Genomic DNA, 19,577 nt, shown 5'->3' on the forward strand with positions numbered 1-19,577 from the left:
CCAAAAACCATACCTTAATGCTAAAAAAATATTAATACTGTAATAATTTTAACAATTCACCTTCAAATTTATCTCTAGACAAGTATTGATCTTCCAGTTGATTAATAAACGGAATTGGTGTATCTAAACTTGCTACACGCTTTACAGGTGCATCTAAATACTTGAAACAATGTTCCATAATTAATGCAGAAATATCACTAGCAATTCCTCCAAACAAAGAGTCTTCTTGTAAAATAATAGCTTTACCTGTTTTTTTTACTGAGTTATAAATAGTCTCAGTGTCTAAAGGCTGTAAGGATCTTAAATCTATAAGATCTGCATTAATATTTGGATGTTTATCTAAGGTATTTAAAGCCCAATGCACAGCAGCACCATAAGCTATAATCGTAATATCCTCTCCTGTTTTTAAAGTTGCTGCTTGACCAAACGGTATGGTATAATAGTCTGTAGGCACATCTTGTCTTATACTTCTATATAAGGCTTTATGCTCGAAAAACAGTACTGGATTAGGATCATTAATTGCTGTTGCTAATAAGCCTTTTGCATCATAAGGAAATGCTGGATAAACCACTTTTAAACCTGGTGTTTTAGTAAACCAAGCTTCGTTAGTTTGGCTATGAAAAGGTCCTGCTGCTACTCCTGCTCCACATGGCATTCTTAAAACAACATCTGCATTTTGATTCCATCTGTAATGAGATTTTGCTAAATAATTAACCACAGGATTAAAACCTGAAGTTACAAAATCACTAAACTGAAGCTCTACCACGCTTTTCAAACCAGCAATACTTAATCCCATTGCAGTCTCGATTATTGCAGATTCACATATTGGTGTATTACGCACTCGGTCTTTTCCAAACTGTTTAACAAATCCATCTGTGATTTTAAAAACACCACCATATTCGGCTACATCCTGACCCATTATAATTAAGTCGTCATGTTTTTCCATGGACTGTTTTAAGCCTTCAGCAATAGCATCAACTAGACGTTGTTCTTTTTTAATTGAATTTTCTTTAGTTTCCTTATAATCAAATAATTGATAAACGTCATTTAACTCTACAGTTTCAGTTGAAACGATTGGTTTTTCCGCGTAAGCGATATCTAAATTATCATTAATTTCTTGAATAATTTCAACTTTAAATTGAGTCACTTCTCCAGCTGTTAAAAGCCCTTCGTCCTTTAAAAATTGCTCATAATTGTCTATCGGATCTTTTGCAGACCACTGATCCATTAATGCTTGAGGTACATATTTTGTTCCGCTAGCTTCTTCATGACCACGCATTCTAAAGGTCTTAAATTCGATTAAAATTGGACGCGGATTTTCACGCACACTTTTTGCTAACTGGTCCATTGTGTTATAGACTTCAAGTATGTTATTACCATTAATTATGTGGCTTTCCATACCATAACCTAAGGCTCTGTCTGCTAAATCTTTACAATTGTATTGCTCATTAGTTGGAGTTGATAATCCGTAACCGTTATTTTCAATACAAAACAATACTGGTAATTGCCAAACTGAAGCGACATTTAAGGCTTCATGAATGTCGCCTTCGCTTGTACCACCTTCTCCTGTAAATACAGTAGTAACCTGTTTTTTATCTTTTAATTTAGACGCTAATGCAATACCATCTGCCACACCAAATTGTGGTCCAAGATGACTAATCATCCCTACAATATTAAACTCTTGTGTTCCAAAATGAAAACTTCGATCACGACCTTTAGTAAATCCGTTAGCTTTACCTTGCCACTGTGAAAATAAACGATGCAAAGGGATTTCTCTGGTAGTAAATACTCCTAAGTTTCTATGCATTGGCAAAATGTATTCTTCGTTAAGCATAGCAGAGGTAACACCTACAGATATAGCTTCTTGACCTATTCCAGAAAACCATTTACTAATTTTACCTTGTCTTAGTAAAATTAACATCTTCTCCTCTATTAATCTGGGCTTTAGCATACGCTTATACAATTGTATAAGTGTCGCTTTATCTAAGTTTTTTTTATCAAAAGTCATTTTGGTTTTTATAGTTGGTGTTGTTTTAGTTAGTGTTTGTCAAATATAGAATTTTTGCCATAAACAATTATGAGTGCTATTAAAATAATGTAAGACTACCATTTTATCAATGTTTTCGCTACATTTGTATATATTAGTATTATAATTTAATAAAAATGAATAGCATACCTAGCGTTAATTTAAAAGATTTTATATCTGGAGATCCTGTTAAAAAACAACAATTTGTGGATCACATTGGAAAGGCTTATGAAGAAATAGGTTTTGTAGCCTTAAAAGGGCATTTACTTGACGAAACATTAGTTGATAATTTATATGAAGAAATCAAGAATTTTTTCTCTTTACCATTAGAAACAAAGCATAAATACGAAATTCCAGGCATTGGTGGTCAACGTGGTTATGTATCTTTTGGAAAAGAAAGTGCGAAAGGAAAAAAAGAAGGTGATTTAAAAGAGTTTTGGCATTTTGGTCAATACGTAGAAGATGATGAAGCACGTGCTAAAGAATACCCTCAAAACGTTACTGTAAATGAGTTAGCTAAGTTTAACCAAGTAGGTAAACAAGCATATCAAAAGTTAGAAGAAACTGCTAAATATGTGTTACGTGCTTTAGCTTTACATTTAAATTTAGAAGAAACTTACTTTGATAATTATATCCATAACGGAAACTCTATTTTAAGACCAATACACTATCCTCCAATCACACAAGAGCCTGATAATGCAGTACGTGCAGCAGCACATGGTGATATTAACTTAATTACGTTATTAATGGGTGCTCAAGGACGTGGATTACAAGTCCAAAATCATAAAGGAGAGTGGATTGATGCAATTGCAGAACCAGACGAATTAATGATTAATGTTGGAGATATGTTATCTAGACATACCAACAATAAATTAAAATCAACCATACACAGAGTGATCAATCCACCAAGAGAACTTTGGGGAACTTCACGCTACTCTATCCCATTTTTCATGCATCCGATTAGTGAAATGAAATTGGATGTTTTAGATAGTTGTATTGACGATAATAATCCTAAACAGTTTGAAGATATAACTGCTGGAGCTTTTTTAGATGAACGTTTAAGAGAACTTGGATTAAAAAAATAGTACTTAGTATTAGGCCTTAATAATTTGTTTATACAACAATTATTAAGGCTCTTTACTTATTTTCAAACATTTAATAGCATGGATTTAAAAGATCAACTTAAAAACCTTTTTCCAGAACACGTCTCTGAAACTGTTGAAAAACAAGACACTAAAAGCGATATCTGGTTGCAGGACGATCCCATTATTTGCAAATACGAAAAACGTAAAGGGAAACCTATAACTATTCTTGAAGGTTATACAGGTGCAACCGAAGATTTTAAACTATTAGCAAAATCACTTAAACAAAAGTTGAGTGTTGGTGGTAGTTTTAAGGATGATAAAATAATAATCCAAGGCGATTATCGTGATCAAATAATGACTATCCTAAAAGACAAAGGATTTAATGTCAAACGTGTTGGTGGATAATTATGGACACTAATATACTGCATATTACCAATGGTTCTAGCCTTACAGCGTTTTTAGAAAAAATAAATATTTCTGGAGATTTTCTGACTTGGAGAGAAATGTTATGCGAAGGTCCAACTATTAAAAACATTGATACACCAGAGTTTTTTAAACTAAGACAAACGTTTTTAGAACACACTTATGATGTAGACTACGACCTTGATTTAGCTAAAAAAGACATTGCTAAACTAGACGATGTTAGTCCATACACAGAGATAGTGCTTTGGTTTGAATACGATTTATTTTGCCACATTAATTTAATAGCTGTTATTAGTTTAATAAAACAAAAAGGCATTTCGTTACCTCTATATTTAGTGTGTAGTGGTCGTGTTGCTGGAGAGAAAGACTTGAAAGGTTTAGCACAATTAAGCACACAACAATTATTAGAGCATTACGATAATAAAGTTAAATTAAATGTAGATAACATTGCTACAGCCCAAAAAGCTTGGCGAATTTATTGCGAAAACGACCACAACCTTTTTAAAGAATTAATTATTAGACCTTCAAGTTTCAAATACTTAAGCAACTGCCTAAAAGCACATTTAAGACGTTTTCCTGATACCAGAAGTGGTTTAAATACCCTAGAGTATAACATTCTAGTTTTAATAAAAGAACACAACATAACTTCTAAAAATCATTTATTGGGTTACTGTTTACATTACCAAGGTTATTATGGTTATGGTGACTTACAGTTACAACGTATGATAGATAGATTGGCTATTTTTTATACTGAAACTGAAGACACATTAACCCTTAGTAGAGATGGCTTTTTGGCAATTGAAAACCAAAAGACCTTTTTTAAATCTATTGATACAGATTTTTACTTTGGAGGTGTCAATAAAAAAGACTTCCAATACTATAAAAAAGAAAATAAATTAATACAAACCATTTAATGGCTATACAAGACTCCGAATTAATTTTAAATCCAGATGGTAGTGTATACCATCTTAATTTATTGCCAGAACACATCGCAGACACCATCATAACTGTTGGTGATCCAGATCGTGTACCAGGTGTTACAAAATACTTTGACTCGGTTGAGTTTACGACTCATAAAAGAGAGTTTCATACTCAGACAGGTACGTATAAAGGCAAACGTATGACTGTTATATCAACAGGAATTGGAACTGATAATATTGACATTGTTTTTAACGAGCTAGATGCATTAGTAAACATAGACTTAAAAACAAGAACAATCAATAAAACACATAAATCACTAGACATTATCAGAATAGGAACCTCAGGATCTATACAAAAAGAAATTCCTGTAGACAGTTTCGTAATTAGCGAAAAAGCTTGCGGTTTTGACAGTTTACTTCATTTTTACAATAGTAAACACATACAACACACAGTGGTGTCTGATGCTTTAATAGAGCATACCAATTGGTCAAAAGATAAATCAAAACCTTATGTAGTCACTGCTGATAAAGATTTAATGTCTACACTAAGCTCTGATCAAACAACAAAAGGATTTACAGCTACTAACGTCGGATTTTACGGACCTCAAGGTCGTATTTTAAGGTTATCTATTCAAGATAATGACTTAAACGATAAATTAGCAACCTTTAATTATAACAATCAACCTATTACAAACCTTGAAATGGAAACCGCAGGAATCTATGGTTTAGCAGGTTTACTGGGACATCGTGCAGTTTCTATGAATGCCATTATAGCCAATCGTGCTACAGGTCAATTTAGCAAAGATCCTAAAAAAGTGGTTGAAACATTAATACAATATACCCTTGATAAATTAGTACAATAACATGAAGCAAATTAACATTGGTGGTGTACCAGAACATTTTAACCTAGCTTGGTATTTAGGTTTAAAAAATGGCGAATATAAAGCAGAAAACATCAACTTACGTTGGAAAGACTATTTTGGTGGTACAGGTGCTATGTGTAAAGGTTTAAGAGATGGTGACATTGATATGGCTGTCATCTTAACCGAAGGAATTGTTAAAGATATTATTGCTGGAAATAAATGTAAAATTGTTCAGGTTTTTGTTGAAACACCTTTAATTTGGGGAATTCATGTTGCAGAACAATCAAAATACAATACCATTGAAGCATTAAAAGGTACTAAAGCAGCCATTAGTCGATATGGATCTGGATCACACTTAATGGCTTATATTAATGCTGAAAATAATGGTTGGGATATTAAAAAGGACTTAGACTTTGAGGTTATTAAAAACCTTGATGGCGCAGTTAAAGGTTTAACCGAAGGGAAAGCAGACTACTTCATGTGGGAAAAATTCACCACCAAACCTTTAGTAGATAATGGGACATTTAGACGTATTGGTAATTGTCCTTCACCTTGGCCTTGTTTTGTAATTGCTGTAAGAGAAGATTTTTTAAAGACGAATAAGGAAGACGTCAAAACCATTTTAAATATTGTTAATAACACAACATCAGAGTTTAAAGACATACCAAGTATAGATCGTATGATTGCCAATCGTTATGAGCAAGAATTAGAAGATGTACAAGAATGGTTAAGCTTAACAGAATGGTCTCAAGAAAACATCTCTAAACAAACCATTAAAAAGGTTCAAGACGAACTATTTGCCTTAAATATTATTCCTGAAAAATGGGATTATAAAGATTTTGTCGAAGAGTTATAACTCCTATAATTTCAAATAAGACATAAAAAAAAGAGGCAGAATATTTTGAATATTCTGCCTCTAATTATTGTAATCAGATATTAATTATGTGATTTTTCTAATTTATAAAACGTCACTTGCTCATAATCAGAGCTACTTGTCACAGATTTATTTCCAGAATACACACCTGCTTTAAAGTACATCCAATCGTTAGCAAAACCACTATTACTCATATTAAAAGTTTTAGATGCTATACTGCTTCCGCTTGCATTGTAAATAGTTACATACATTGTATTAGCAACAACTTCTATCTTATAAGAAAACTCTTCATTAAGCGCTATACCATTAGATGGACTACCAGCACCTGTATAATCTCCTGCTCCACTTCCTGTTTCTTCTACATAATTTCCTATCATATTTTCAAAGACTTCATCTCCAACACTTGGATCGTGTGCAAAATATATAGCACCTTTACTATGACCAGGTTGTTTGTGGTAGTATAACCTAATTGGTTCATCTCCACTAGCGTGAATTTGTCCAATTATAATTCTACCAACTTGAGATGTACTTCCAGAAGTTGTTGTTACACGATTCACCTTTAAAGTTGCTTCCATAACACCATCTACTCCACCAGCATTATTCTGGCTGCTAGAATTAGAAGAGCTAAACACCCAATTATTTCCGTTAACTCCAGACGTAGAAATACTAGTATTTGTACCACGTAACATTTCTCTAAGTTCAACTCTAGAATATGTAGAGTTGGTCGTTGTACCTGCTCCTAAAGGATAGTTTTTAAATACCATTCCTCCATCAGAAGCAGTATAAAATTGATTACTAAGCTCGTATCCATTATTTAACTGCGATACTGACTTTTCGCTACCAGAAGACAATGTAATTTTCCATGTAGACAAATCAAAATTATCAGAAGGTGCTTGGTCAGGATCTAAATTACCAGAACCACCAGTTCCGCTACCATCAGCAGCAAACACCTGTACCTCTGCTAAAGACAATGGGTTTGTGTCTTTCAGTTTTATTCTCACTCTTGATCCTAAAACACCATCTGTACTGATAGTGACTGAAGGACTAGGCGTTGCAGTTATTGTAGTTTTATACACCTGTACTCCAGCTGTATTGTACACAAAGACATCAAAATTGCTTAATCTGTCTGCACAACAATCTGTTCTGTTCCAGATTTTAATATCTCCAATATTATAATTTGCACCTAGCTGTACTTGCCACCAAGGACGGTATGTGCTATTTGTATGCGTTACACTACCTTGACCCCAAACTCCAGTTGTATTGCCATCAACAGCTCTACTAGCAACACCATTATTACTAGTAGACGATTGCGTTGCAGATTTATTTAATGCTAAGTTTGTAGTATTGGAAGCATTAGCATCTACATTTACAGGAGTAATTTTTATCCAGTTAATATTCCAACCACTTCCTGTAGCTAATAATTTAAGTGTACTGTTACCAGAACTTAAATTAACCGTTTTAGAGGTTGTTGTCCAATTTTGCCAACCACCAGTACTTGCTTTATTAACATTGGATAATTTTGTGTTGCCTTGGTAAAAGTCCATTTTAGAGTTATTTGATTTAGAAGCCACTCTAAATTCAAATTTGTAACTACCAGACGCAGTTACATTTAGATCATATTCTAAATAATCTCCAGAATCTATCCAACCTACGTTTTGGCCTCCTCCAGAGTCGCTAGTAGTTTCTGTCTGAATACCACTCATGTTGTCATAATTTTCCGCTTCAATAGTTACACTATTGTTACTAGAAATTGTGGTTCTTAAAGCATGGTTACCGATTTCGGTTTTTGCTTTACTGTCTTGAGTGTTTGTTTCGAGTTCTTCAGTAGAGCAACTTACAATAATGAGCAATACTAATAGTAATACACTACTTAAAAGCCCTTTTTTCCTAATTAAAGAATTGATTTGTTTTTTCATCTTGGTTGATTTAAAAAAATTAATAATTTTGGGTTAACAGACTGGTAATCCAATCTGGTAAACCAATTTAGTTTAAAAAAATATATAAATCAACTATTAACAGTTAAAAAAATCAATAAAAATCAATATAGGTATCTTATTTTAAGAATATGCGAATAAGCAAACCTTAGAGTTTAAGCTTGATAAGCTAACAAATGACTTAATAAATCCTAACTTAAAATAAATTAATATTTAAAATAGTAAATTGAATTACCACTTAATACTTTCCAATCCATTATCAATTAATAAATCATTAGTTTGACTAAAATGTTTGTTACCAAACCAGTAACCTCGATTAGCACTTAAAGGCGAAGGATGACCAGAGGTTAATATATAGTGTTTTGCAGCATCAATTAATTTTGCTTTTTTCTTAGCAAATCCTCCCCAAAGTAAAAACACCACATTGTCCTTTTGATCACTAATGGTTTTGATTACAGCATCTGTAAAACTTTCCCAACCTTGTTTTTGATGGCTACCAGCTTCGTGCGCTCTAACGGTTAAGGTTGCGTTTAATAAAAAAACACCTTGTTTAGACCAGGATTCTAAATTTCCGCTTGACGGATATTTTTTATTAATATCAGTTTCTAATTCTTTAAAAATATTAACTAATGATGGTGGATGTTTTTCATTGTCATTAACACTAAAACACAATCCGTTTGCTTGGTTGTAATTGTGGTAAGGATCTTGACCAATTATTACCACTTTTAAATGGTTTAAGGGACAAGTGTTAAAGGCATTAAAAATCAAGTTTTCAGGCGGAAAACATTGGTTGACTTTATATTCTTTATCCACAAAAGCCTCTAGAGTTTTAAAATAAAACGCTTCAAATTCTGGTTGCAAAAAGGGTTTCCAACTGTGATGTATATTAAGATTCATAACTTTTGATTGATGTGCTTTAACTTAGGCACAAAATAATACTATCTTTATAGCTATTAAAATTACCAGCTTAATATTTATCTATAATAGTAACTTAATTCATGAAACCTATCAAATTTCCTTCTGCTCAAACCATTTTACTTATAATAGCAGGACTTGTCACGCTGTTAACATGGTTAGTACCTGCAGGTAAATACCAAACTTTAAGTTACAATAAAGAAACCAATTTGTTTACCCAAATTGGAATAGACACAACAACGACCTTACCAGCTACTCAGAAAACATTACAGGCTTTAAATATTAAAATTCCATTAGATAAATTTACTAATGGAGACATTTACAAACCTATTAATATTCCAAACACTTATCAAGAATTAGAAGCTAGACCACAAGGGTTTTACGACTTTGTAAAATCTCCTGTTAAAGGTATTATTGAAGCTGCAGATATTATTTTTCTAGTATTAATTATTGGAGGATTAATTGGTATTATTAACAGTACAGGAGCTTTTGATGCTGGTATTAGCTGGCTAGCTAACGCTTTAAAAGGACGCGAATTTATTTTAATTATACTTGTGACCACTTTAGTCGCTGCTGGAGGAACAACTTTTGGTTTTGCCGAAGAGACTATAGCCTTCTTCCCTATTTTAATTCCGGTGTTTTTAGCAGCCAAATATGATGCTATGGTTGGTATTGCTTGTATCTTTTTAGGAAGCTCTATAGGTACTATGTGCTCTACTATTAATCCGTTTAGTACTATTATTGCTAGTGATGCAGCAGGAATAAGTTGGACTACTGGACTTTGGGGACGTGTATTTATGTTAATTGCTTGTTTGACTATTGCTTTAATCTACATTATAAAATATGGTAAACGCGTACAAAAAGATCCTACTCAGTCTATCATTTATGACCAGCAACAGCAAATTGCAGCTTTGTTTACGCAATCCAATACTAAAACAGTACAGTTTACGTCACGTTTACGGTTATCGTTAATCGTTTTTGCGCTTTGTTTTATTATTATGATTTATGGTGTTGTAGCACTTGAATGGTGGTTTGTAGAAATGACTGCAACCTTTTTAGTTGGAGCCATACTTATTGGTTTTATTGCTAAAATTAAAGAAACAGATTTTATAGACACCTTTGTTAAAGGTGCTGGAGATTTACTAGGTGTGGCCTTAATTATTGGTATTGCACGTGGTGTAACTGTTATTATGGCAGATGGTTTAATTAGCGATACCTTATTACACTATGCTAGTGCATTAACCACTGGAATGAATAAAGGTGTTTTTGCTAGTGCTATGACAGCAATTTACGCAGGATTATCCTTTTTTATACCTAGTAGTTCTGGTATGGCAGTATTAACTATGCCAATCATGTCGCCTTTAGCAGATAGTGTTGGAATAGGTCGAGAAATTGTTGTAAATGCCTACCAATATGGCTTGGGATTATTTTATTTTATTAATCCAACAGGATTAATATTAGCGTCTTTAGCTGTTGTTAAAGTTGGTTTTGATAAATGGCTAAAATTTATCATGCCCTTATTTGTAGTGCTTATTGTTTTTACTTTAATAGTCATGACTGTATCTAGTTATATTTAATATAATTATGGAATACCTTTGGCAAATTACATCAATACTAATAGCACTAATTATTTTTATAATTGAAATAGTTAACAAGTTTCAATCAAAAAAAGCAAACAAAAAACGACTACAGTTATTTAAACGTTTTAAACAGGTTACATTAGTATTAGATCACATAAAAATAGACGGACTACATTGGCAAGAAAACAGGCCAGTAGATATATACGACAACCAATTAGACCCAAACGGTTCTAAATTTAATAAACAAGCACATTTAGGAGGATATCACAAACAAAAAAACCTAACTAAATTTAAAAGTACATTACAAATACCAATCCATTATTTAGGTCAAGAGTATACCTACAATACACAATTACCTGTAGAGCATACTATACTTAGAATGAAATTTTACCAACATAAAACCTTACCAATTTACATCTATCCTACTTCACCAATAACAGTTGAGTTTGCTTTAGACTTTACTTGTTTAAATCTACCTAATGTAGGCCTAATGACAACACCTATTTATAATATAAAAAACACGTAGTTATACGTATTGTAGTTACTGTGTGATAATTGTAGTTTAGCTATTAATAAAATAGCTACAATTACATGATATCTATTTGTATACAAATAATAAAAGTTGTTGTTCATAATTATAAAAATTATCCAGATTTAAATAATATTTCTATTCTCAAGGTACTATAAACAAGACCAAAATGGACACTCAAAAAGAGATAATCAAAGTAACGTCAGTATATTTTGAAGATACACTAGACTACCAAAAACTATCAAAGACCACTAAAGCCTACAAGTCTATTTTAAATACCATTTGTGAGCAAGATCTGGATATTGAGGAGGGTAAAAAAGACATCGCTTTAGGCAACGGTAAAGCTCTTGGTACGTTTTGGGCTGCACTTTGTTTGGATGATATATTAAGAACTCGACAATTTATCAGAGGTATAAATAAAGCTATTGAAGACCAAATAAAAGCGAATAAAAAACAAATCCATATCCTATATGCAGGTACAGGACCATTTGCGACACTTATACTACCCATTATTTTTAAATACAAAAAAGAAACTATTAAATACACTTTATTAGAAGTCAACCCATTTACTTTTAAAATATTACAAAAAGTAATTTCTAAATTAGGATTAGAAGGTTATAACATAGACCTAATAAATGATGACGCTACTAAATTTAAGATAGATCCTAAAAATCAACCTGATATTATTATAAGTGAAACCATGCAAAATGCATTGGCAAAAGAGCAACAAGTCCCTATTTTTTTAAATTTGATGCAACAAGTCTCGTTTGATACTATATTTATACCAGAAAAAATCGAGCTACATTTAGGCCTTAAAGAAGCAGGAATTCCAACAGAAGCTCTTCAAATTAAACACTATAATAAAATACAAAAAGTATTAGACATCAGTAAAGCATCGGTATTTCCTAAAGGTCAATCAAAATCACAATACGATAACAAAAATCATTTTCAAAAAATAAAAACTGTTATTAAAAATGACACATTAAAAGGATTCAATCAACTTGTTATTATTACAGAAATACAAGTTTATAAAAATATAACAATAGGCATTAATAATAGTGGTTTAACTACACCCCTTTTTATTCAAAATATTCCTGAAGACACAAAAGGCTCAGTCTTAATTGACACACAGTATCAAATTTCTTCAGAGCCAAAACTTGAATATAAAATAACGTTACCTAACCATGCTTAAACCAAATCAAATCTAGAAAACAATAAAAAATAATTGCGTTAACAACTATATAAGGCTTACAATTATCTCAAAACTATCACTAAAACGGCACGTTATACATTACTAGATATTGCCAACTTCTTAAAATTATTAGGGTTTTCCATTCTGTTTTTATTTGCTAAATTTACACTATACCAATGCCACAAACCACGTTGGTATTAATTAAGATAACTGCTTTGAAAATTAGAGAAACACATAGAAATGATTATACCATTTCAACAGATAAGGATAAATTAGATGTTTTTAGCATTCACAAATTTCTCACAAACAAAACCGATTGGGCTAACGGTATCCCTCTTAACACTTTAAAAACATCTATTGAGAACTCTTTAAATTTTGGACTTTATTATAAAAACAAACAAATTGGTTTTGCTAGAATAATTTCTGACTATTCGACTATTGCATATTTAGGAGATGTTTATATATTAAAAGAACATAGAGGAAAAGGATTAAGTAAATGGTTGATAACACAAATAATGGAACACCCAAATCTTCAAGGACTAAGACGTTGGATTTTATTAACAGATACAGCAGAATGGCTTTATAAAAAATTTGGTTTTACTAAAATACCCAATCCTGAATTTTATATGGAGAAACACAACCTAAATGTATATAATAAAGAAAACTAATGTATATAATAAATGTAGTTTAAAGCATATAAGACGCTACAAAACTAATATAAAATACGTTATAGTATAAATGATAAGAAACATAGATAAATCCATAATACCACTTTTAATTTCAGTAATGCTTCTGGTAATTTCAATCGGAATTACATGGTTTACTAATTATCTTTTAAATTATAAGCACAATTTAGGAATTGGACTAGTAGTAATCTCATCAGTACTTTTAGACTTCTCTATAGGACAGTTAATAATTCAATTTTACTAACTTTAAATTCAAATTGTCACAATTAATGCGATTAACGATTTAAAAAAAACAGAATACAACATTGGCTGTAATTAATAATATTTTAGTTCTTAATCCAAAAAACAATGTGTTTTAATAAGTCCACAAAATCTTCTGATCTGGCTTTATTAATCAGACAGGTGACTGGGTAATTGATCCTGTGTTTTCAGGTTCAGGCTTTGTATCATCTTTTGAGTCAATCTATTTCTCAGGAGGGTTAGCTCCTGTTCAATCAACTAATGGAAAGATGTTATTAATTAATAAAAAAGGAGAACCAATAACAGACGCTATTTACGACACCACTTTTCCTTTTTCAAAAGGTCAGGCTTTAGTATCTCGTGATAACCTTTATGGCTTTATCGATAATTCAAGCGAAGAAATAATTAAATGCCAATTTGGAAAATATCCATTTAGAGGAACTAGTCATAATAGTTGGTCTTCAAAAGGGTTAGCTATGGTTCTTAGCAAAGAGGAAAATGATAATAATTTAGGGTACATTAATAAACTAGGAGAAACTGTATTTAAATCTCAATTTTTATACGCTAGTGCTTTTTCCCAGAACTATACAATGGTACAAGATTGGGAAAGAAGATATTTCTAAAAAAGTTAAAGGATATACTTGTCATTATCTCAAAAATTAAATACATCGTAATAACCTACAATAGCTAAAACGGTATAAAATTAACACTACTTTTTTTTAATAAAAAATACGTAGTTATACGTATTGTACTTGCAAGTGCATTATTGTAATTTAGCTTTTAATAATACAACTATAATAAATATGAAACTTATTTGATATAAGTTACTAAAAGTTGTCATAACGGGAAATATAACCCCAAAAACAACTATATTAGTTGTCATATAACCAGTTATGCACAAATTGAGAAAATGACCGAAAACACAAATCAAGATAAGTTAAATGGCCTTTATAGGCTTCTAATAGCAGTATTAATAATTTGGTTATTATCTGTATTCTTAATTCCATTCATCTATCCAAAGTTAACGGACAGAGCACTTTTAGGAGATAGTTTTGGATTAATAAACAGTCTATTTTCCGGACTTGCATTTGCTGGAATTATCTACACAATTTTATTACAACGGAAAGAATTAGCCTTACAAAGACAGGAATTAAAAGAAACAAGAATGGAACTTGAACGTTCCGCTACCGCACAAGAAAAATCAGAAAGACAACAAAGACGACAATCTGAAAATCTTAAAATTACTGCGAAATTAAATGCATTAAGTACACTTGTGAGTTACTATTCGACAGTTGAAACGAAAACCAAAAACTTTGACGGAGCAAAACACAAGTTTTCGCAAAGTGAACAAGAAAAATATATTAGTAGAATTAAGCAGATATTGGACAGAAAAGAAGAGCAAAATGATTAGACAAAAGGTAATTACAGTTAATATTTATACAGGAGAAGCTTCAAAAGGCAATGACAAAACCCAAGAAGTAGAACTACAAACTGTGAACAAATATCTGGATGAGGGCTACACAGTCATTGACCGATTTACTTCTGGAACAAATTCAACATATCATATTAATATAACCTTTGTTTTGCAAAAGGAATCGGAATAAAATCTGTGCATAACAATGTATAAAAATAATTGCTCAATTTTGGGCTTAACCAAAGATAGTTGCAAGTTTACTACGTCTGATTTTCCTGCGGAAAATCCTCGCACGTAAACCCGCAACTATTCTTATACGACACCGTTGTGTGTCATTAAAAAAACTGAATGGATTGGAATGAAATCAATGACTTATTAAATAGTCAGATAAAAGAAAATAAAGATGTTTCGTCTGGATATGAACAAATAAAAAAGGTTCTATCCGACAACAATCTACCAATCACTCAAATCGATACAAATAGAATTTTAAAGCGATTTCAAGATTGGCTGATAGAAGTTCTGGAAAAAGAACCCATACCGGAAGAAATAAAATCAATTTATTTTGGACTTTCTGAATTATCCTTTCCAGATATTGATGATGGACAAAGTAAAACAACAATTTACATAGCTGGCTCAAAATTTTCCCCTGACGAAGACTCTGATTGGAATTGCGATACTGAATATTTACCAAAAAGACGTTATTTATTGTTAGATGACTTCGAAAAAATAGACAATCTTAAATCCGAAAATGAGCTATCAGGAGATTACGAAGTTTTGGTTTTCAATGGACTTCTGAATTTACTCGTTGCGCACACAATGAAAGACTTGAAAAGTCAATTTTTAACGTACAAAATTAAAAAGTTTGGTTTATTCGAGTCAATTAAGGAACGTGAACAATTATATTTTGGTGTTGGATTTGATTCAGGAGATACATATCTCATTGGACAGTTGAAAAAGGAATAAAAAACGCCACACAACACCGTGTTGTGTAGATAACACTCTGTATGTATTGATTTTATTGACTTATATAGAAATATATTAAAAAAGGTACAACATAGGTACAACTTTTTAAACTATAAATTTGAGAAGTAAAAATAGTGATCTATAAGCATAAAAAAACCGTTACAAATATACTGTAACGGTTTCTTTTTGAATGTATTTATGCTTAAAGTTATTAAGCTGCCGTACCAGAGCCTAAATACACACTATTCGATACTTGTGTTCCATCAGCAGAAACAAACGCCATAAACAGCTCTACTGTATCTCCTGCATAAGTGCCTGGTATGGTAACGACTTGAGAACCTACAGTTCTATCAGCACCATCAAGAATAGAAATTGATTCTTTCTTACTTGGATTATAAACCAATACCATTGCTTTATCCGTTGCATTTGCATTTCCTTCTGCTGAGTTGTCACCCCAACCAAAAGAAACTTGTCCTGCATTGGTTAAATCAGTTGTACCATTTAAAACACCAGACAAACCACCTCTACTTAATAAAGCTAAAGAATAATCAATCGTGAAGTTAGGTGCAATACCGCCTACTGCATTATTTAACACATAAGACATCGCAGCATTAAATTCCGTTTTCTTGGTCGCAAATGACTTATAACCGATTTTTATAAAATCTTTAGTCGCTTGCAAATACTCCAAAGTAATAGTAAATTTATTACGCTGATTCACTTGTCCCTCTGTTCGAGGATTCGCCACACTTGCTGGCTTAATTCTGATGTAGTCGATACCTTTCCAACTACCTCCAATAATACTACCTACCTTACCCGATAAGCTTCCTAAAATACCCTGTGGAATTTTTCCCATCTCTATTACAATTTAAAATTAATATTTGTTCGGATTTGGTACGGACTTGATATTGCTTTTAAACTTTGTTTACCCCTCTAATATAACTAAAATTATACCATTTTGTTACTGTTTCAAGCCTTTACGATGCCTTTGCGTTAGGCTTCTTTGCTTTGCATCAAGTTGAAACAATTACGTATATATGCGACCTTTAAAACTGCCATTTTTTCAATGACATTTTGTAACTCTTTTTCTTTTTTACTGATAACCTCTACCGCTTTAATATGTTTTTGCATCATATCATCTACATTACAATTTGATTTTAAACTACTTTTAAGCGTTTTTCTGCAATCATCTATTGAGATAAACGGAATAACACTTCCTTTTAAATAATAAGCGTAAAAACCGCCTATTTGTAGCATCATAGATAAATGAAAAAGCGTGTTTTTTTCTTTTTCGGTTGAAGTTTGCAATACAAAACAATTAGGACAAGGATTTGAGAGCGGTTTTCCGCTGTTAAGCCCTTTGTTTAGGATGAAAAAATGAGGGTTTGAGTAAGTTTTTCCTGTACGGTGTGTTTTCAGTTCAAAAGTTGACATAGCTATCCAATTTAAAATTGCTCGCTACGCTTCGCTACATTATTTTTTTTGAAAAGAATAAAAAGATAGCCATAGTTGTTGTGGCGTGGGTAAGGCTGTCAAGGTTTTTGGATAAAAGTTTTTTGAGTTAAAATGTTTAATGAAAAAGAAAAAAGTTTGTAAAAAAAGTTTTATTCAAAACCCGTAGGGCTTGACCTTTATAGCCTTGTGCGGCTGGCAGAGGAAGCCACATATATTTGCTACCTTTTTTTATTTTAATCCTATAAATGCGAATATTACTATAATTATCAGCATAACTATTGTGAAAACTTTTGTTGTATATGAATCGTCGCCTTCAGGATTTTCAATTTCAATACCGTTTTCATCTATATCTTTTGGAAAGAATAAATCAAATAAATCTTCAATCATTTTTTTCATACTATAAATTTAACTTTTCTGGGGAATTAACACTTAAAAAAATAGGTTTTAATCTTTTACTGTGCGGTGGATGAAGCGTTTGTATGGGTATTGGTTTAAATAGTTGTTTGATAAAACAGCATTTAAATTAATACTTATACAGGACTTTTAGACGATAGCTTTTTGTTTTTTTGAGGTACGAGAAAAAGCAATATGCTATGGCGTAGTACTAACTTTCTTAAACCTATTTTTTTATATCCTACTACTTGGGTGGTGGGGAAAAGTGGACTTTAATATTTGTTAGTGAAATGAAACAAACAAAGACTTGAGTTAAGGAATACTTGGACTTAATGATGGTTTTGTGCAGTTGAATGAGATAACGAATATTATTTTCAATTATCTTAATCCTTTAATTGTTCGACTGTTTAATGTTTGTTCAAAATGTGGTTATATGTTCGGATGTGAGCGTTGGATAAGCGGATATTTTACATAATAGCAGTTATAGCGACGAAAATATAATAAAACGCCGTAGGCAACCTTTGAAAGGATTTTTGCTCCTATAACTTCTATTATGTAACTTAGCTTTGGGTTGGTTTTGTGGCGGAATAGTTGTTTTGAGCGTTGGCAATAGCTCTTTGCTTTTTTATTGTACTACTTTTATTAAAATAGATACTTTTAAATAAAACAAGCAATGTGCTATTATAGCGTTGGCTACAACTATTGTGACATAAAACCAACTATGTGGTGGCGCGCGGAATAAAATAAAAGACAGAGGGTTATTGCCTAAGCAATAAACTGGGTTTTATTTTGTGGGGAATTTTAAGCAGAAACTAACTGCATTGCTCTTTCTTTAATTGTAAAAGCAACAGTCTTTTTGATTATATCATTTGTATTGATAAAAGTAGATTTCTTTTTTAATTCGTCTAACTCAACAACTTCAAGAAGTTTAGCAAAACATTCATCTGCAAATGAGTGTGAAATTAGTTTTACACCTTCAAAATTGAACGTAACAAACTGCTCCGCTTTAAGAGATTGTTCAATCTCCAAACGTAGTTTTTTACCTAAAACCCTTGTTCCTAAGCTGTTTCCGATATGTCCGAACTTAATTTCCATTGTATGTATAGTCGTAAAAACTGTGCCAAAATTACCAAAGATCATCGAGATTTCCTAATAATTTCTCTTTGAGTTCTTCAAATGCATTTTTTTGACCATCATCATCAAATATTTTATCATAAGTAACAGCTACATCTGTATTAACTCTTATATATGTGTAAACACCTTGCCATTTTGATGTGTTTTCTAGGTTTTTATTATTGTCAATTTCTAAAGAATGATTACCTGAATGTATAATGAGTTTACCACCATTTTCTCTTATAAGAGTATCTGTTGCCCATAAACCAAATCCCATACCTGTACTATTTGTAACACCTTTGTTAACACTTTGATTTAAAGCTTCTGCTTCATTTAATAATTTATATTTACTATTAGGGTGTGTAGTCAATGCTTGATGAATACCTTGGCCATTATCTGCAACAATTATTCTAATTTGTTTTTTACTTGGAAAATATTGACAACTAATATAACCACTACCATTATAAATTGTACCATCAGATTGAGAATGACGGATTGTATTATCCATAACTTCCCATAAACAATACTCGAGAACAGTCATCATATCATCATTAATAGAATCTTTTAGTAAAATAGAAACAATCTCTTTATGAATATCTAATGCATTATCATCATCAAACCTTTTTATCTCTGTAAAACGACCAGATGCTTTTTGTCTTTGAAAATTTTCTGCGTAGGCAAAACCTATTTGTTCAAAAAAGTTAACTCTGCTTGCGTATTTAACTTGTGCTGAATCAACTCTAAAATCTTGAAAATTACCTGTGACTATTACACCAATACTCCTCAAATGATTAACTGTACTACCTATTAAAACTAAATGATCTGAATATAACATAGAATATGTATTCAGATTAATTGTAAAATGGACTGTATCATCTGCTACAGCATCAAAAGCTGTTGAAAGTGCATCTACAATTTGATTATGACTTGATATATTTCTGAAATCTATTGTTATGGGAAAGTTTGCCAAAATAA

At 31.7% G+C, this 19,577-nt stretch carries 21 protein-coding genes; 13 read left to right on the forward strand and 8 right to left on the reverse strand.

Translation table 11 applies throughout. The annotated features are described in order from the left end of the window. Positions 1-31: 31 nt before the first annotated feature. The gene (locus JAO71_RS03965; protein ID WP_202999033.1) at positions 32-2,008 is read right to left on the reverse strand and encodes an alpha-ketoacid dehydrogenase subunit alpha/beta; all 1,977 of its coding nucleotides are present in this window, start codon (positions 2,006-2,008) and stop codon (positions 32-34) included. Between the two features lie 155 nt (positions 2,009-2,163). On the opposite strand from JAO71_RS03965, the gene JAO71_RS03970 reads away from it, so the two are divergent. From JAO71_RS03970 to JAO71_RS03990, 5 genes are all read left to right on the forward strand, one after another. Further along, positions 2,164-3,111 carry an isopenicillin N synthase family dioxygenase gene (locus tag JAO71_RS03970; protein ID WP_028608013.1) on the forward strand — a complete coding sequence of 316 codons (948 nt, stop codon included), beginning with the start codon at positions 2,164-2,166 and terminating at the stop codon, positions 3,109-3,111. Positions 3,112-3,189: 78 nt separating this feature from the next. Beyond that, on the forward strand, positions 3,190-3,516 hold the full coding sequence (locus JAO71_RS03975; protein WP_028290045.1) for a translation initiation factor: 327 nt from the start codon (positions 3,190-3,192) through the stop codon (positions 3,514-3,516). Positions 3,517-3,518: 2 nt separating this feature from the next. Further along, a complete protein-coding gene (locus tag JAO71_RS03980) occupies positions 3,519-4,448 on the forward strand; it encodes a DUF1835 domain-containing protein (protein ID WP_202999034.1) in 930 nt (309 codons plus the stop codon). Then, entirely contained in the window at positions 4,448-5,317 is an 870-nt protein-coding gene (locus JAO71_RS03985; RefSeq protein ID WP_202999036.1) for a nucleoside phosphorylase, read from the forward strand. The genes JAO71_RS03980 and JAO71_RS03985 overlap by 1 nt, the downstream gene beginning before the upstream one ends. A 1-nt stretch (position 5,318) precedes the next feature. Continuing rightward, complete coding sequence (locus JAO71_RS03990) at positions 5,319-6,173, forward strand: substrate-binding domain-containing protein (RefSeq protein WP_028608010.1); 855 nt, start codon at positions 5,319-5,321, stop codon at positions 6,171-6,173. Between the two features lie 80 nt (positions 6,174-6,253). On the opposite strand, the gene JAO71_RS03995 is transcribed toward JAO71_RS03990, so the two are convergent. Continuing rightward, complete coding sequence (locus JAO71_RS03995) at positions 6,254-8,107, reverse strand: polysaccharide lyase family 7 protein (protein ID WP_202999038.1); 1,854 nt, start codon at positions 8,105-8,107, stop codon at positions 6,254-6,256. Positions 8,108-8,356: 249 nt separating this feature from the next. Beyond that, a complete protein-coding gene (locus tag JAO71_RS04000) occupies positions 8,357-9,022 on the reverse strand; it encodes a uracil-DNA glycosylase (protein ID WP_202999040.1) in 666 nt (221 codons plus the stop codon). Between the two features lie 101 nt (positions 9,023-9,123). Between JAO71_RS04000 and JAO71_RS04005 the strand changes: the two genes are divergently transcribed. The 8 genes from JAO71_RS04005 (at position 9,124) to JAO71_RS04040 (ending at position 15,644) form a co-directional block, all read left to right on the forward strand. Then, positions 9,124-10,617 (forward strand): YfcC family protein, encoded by a 1,494-nt coding sequence (locus JAO71_RS04005; RefSeq protein ID WP_202999042.1) that lies wholly within the window; start codon positions 9,124-9,126, stop codon positions 10,615-10,617. A gap of 7 nt (positions 10,618-10,624) precedes the next feature. Then, complete coding sequence (locus JAO71_RS04010; RefSeq protein WP_202999043.1) at positions 10,625-11,146, forward strand: hypothetical protein; 522 nt, start codon at positions 10,625-10,627, stop codon at positions 11,144-11,146. A gap of 172 nt (positions 11,147-11,318) precedes the next feature. Next, a complete protein-coding gene (locus tag JAO71_RS04015; RefSeq protein ID WP_202999045.1) occupies positions 11,319-12,341 on the forward strand; it encodes an SAM-dependent methyltransferase in 1,023 nt (340 codons plus the stop codon). 176 nt (positions 12,342-12,517) lie between these two features. Continuing rightward, positions 12,518-13,009: a GNAT family N-acetyltransferase gene (locus JAO71_RS04020; RefSeq protein ID WP_394370842.1), complete on the forward strand. Its 492-nt coding sequence runs from the start codon at positions 12,518-12,520 to the stop codon at positions 13,007-13,009. 407 nt (positions 13,010-13,416) lie between these two features. Beyond that, on the forward strand, positions 13,417-13,890 hold the full coding sequence (locus JAO71_RS15940) for a WG repeat-containing protein (RefSeq protein WP_317193453.1): 474 nt from the start codon (positions 13,417-13,419) through the stop codon (positions 13,888-13,890). A 287-nt stretch (positions 13,891-14,177) separates the two neighbouring features. Next, positions 14,178-14,678 (forward strand): hypothetical protein, encoded by a 501-nt coding sequence (locus JAO71_RS04030; protein WP_202999049.1) that lies wholly within the window; start codon positions 14,178-14,180, stop codon positions 14,676-14,678. Then, the gene (locus tag JAO71_RS04035) at positions 14,671-14,871 is read left to right on the forward strand and encodes a hypothetical protein (protein WP_202999051.1); all 201 of its coding nucleotides are present in this window, start codon (positions 14,671-14,673) and stop codon (positions 14,869-14,871) included. The genes JAO71_RS04030 and JAO71_RS04035 overlap by 8 nt, the downstream gene beginning before the upstream one ends. A gap of 158 nt (positions 14,872-15,029) precedes the next feature. Further along, a complete protein-coding gene (locus JAO71_RS04040) occupies positions 15,030-15,644 on the forward strand; it encodes a hypothetical protein (RefSeq protein WP_202999053.1) in 615 nt (204 codons plus the stop codon). A 211-nt stretch (positions 15,645-15,855) separates the two neighbouring features. On the opposite strand, the gene JAO71_RS04045 is transcribed toward JAO71_RS04040, so the two are convergent. From JAO71_RS04045 to JAO71_RS04065, 5 genes are all read right to left on the reverse strand, one after another. After that, positions 15,856-16,497, reverse strand: coding sequence for a DUF6266 family protein (locus JAO71_RS04045; protein ID WP_115840013.1), 642 nt, complete (start codon positions 16,495-16,497; stop codon positions 15,856-15,858). Positions 16,498-16,634: 137 nt separating this feature from the next. After that, positions 16,635-17,075: a DUF6943 family protein gene (locus JAO71_RS04050; protein ID WP_133965464.1), complete on the reverse strand. Its 441-nt coding sequence runs from the start codon at positions 17,073-17,075 to the stop codon at positions 16,635-16,637. Between the two features lie 249 nt (positions 17,076-17,324). Further along, on the reverse strand, positions 17,325-17,483 hold the full coding sequence (locus JAO71_RS04055; protein ID WP_159140115.1) for a hypothetical protein: 159 nt from the start codon (positions 17,481-17,483) through the stop codon (positions 17,325-17,327). A gap of 807 nt (positions 17,484-18,290) precedes the next feature. Then, positions 18,291-18,584 carry an STAS-like domain-containing protein gene (locus tag JAO71_RS04060; protein WP_202999061.1) on the reverse strand — a complete coding sequence of 98 codons (294 nt, stop codon included), beginning with the start codon at positions 18,582-18,584 and terminating at the stop codon, positions 18,291-18,293. A 31-nt stretch (positions 18,585-18,615) separates the two neighbouring features. Continuing rightward, entirely contained in the window at positions 18,616-19,572 is a 957-nt protein-coding gene (locus JAO71_RS04065) for an ATP-binding protein (RefSeq protein WP_202999063.1), read from the reverse strand. Positions 19,573-19,577: the final 5 nt, after the last annotated feature.

This window comes from Olleya sediminilitoris, from assembly GCF_016785945.1.
Taxonomy (GTDB): Bacteria; Bacteroidota; Bacteroidia; order Flavobacteriales; family Flavobacteriaceae; genus Olleya; species Olleya sediminilitoris.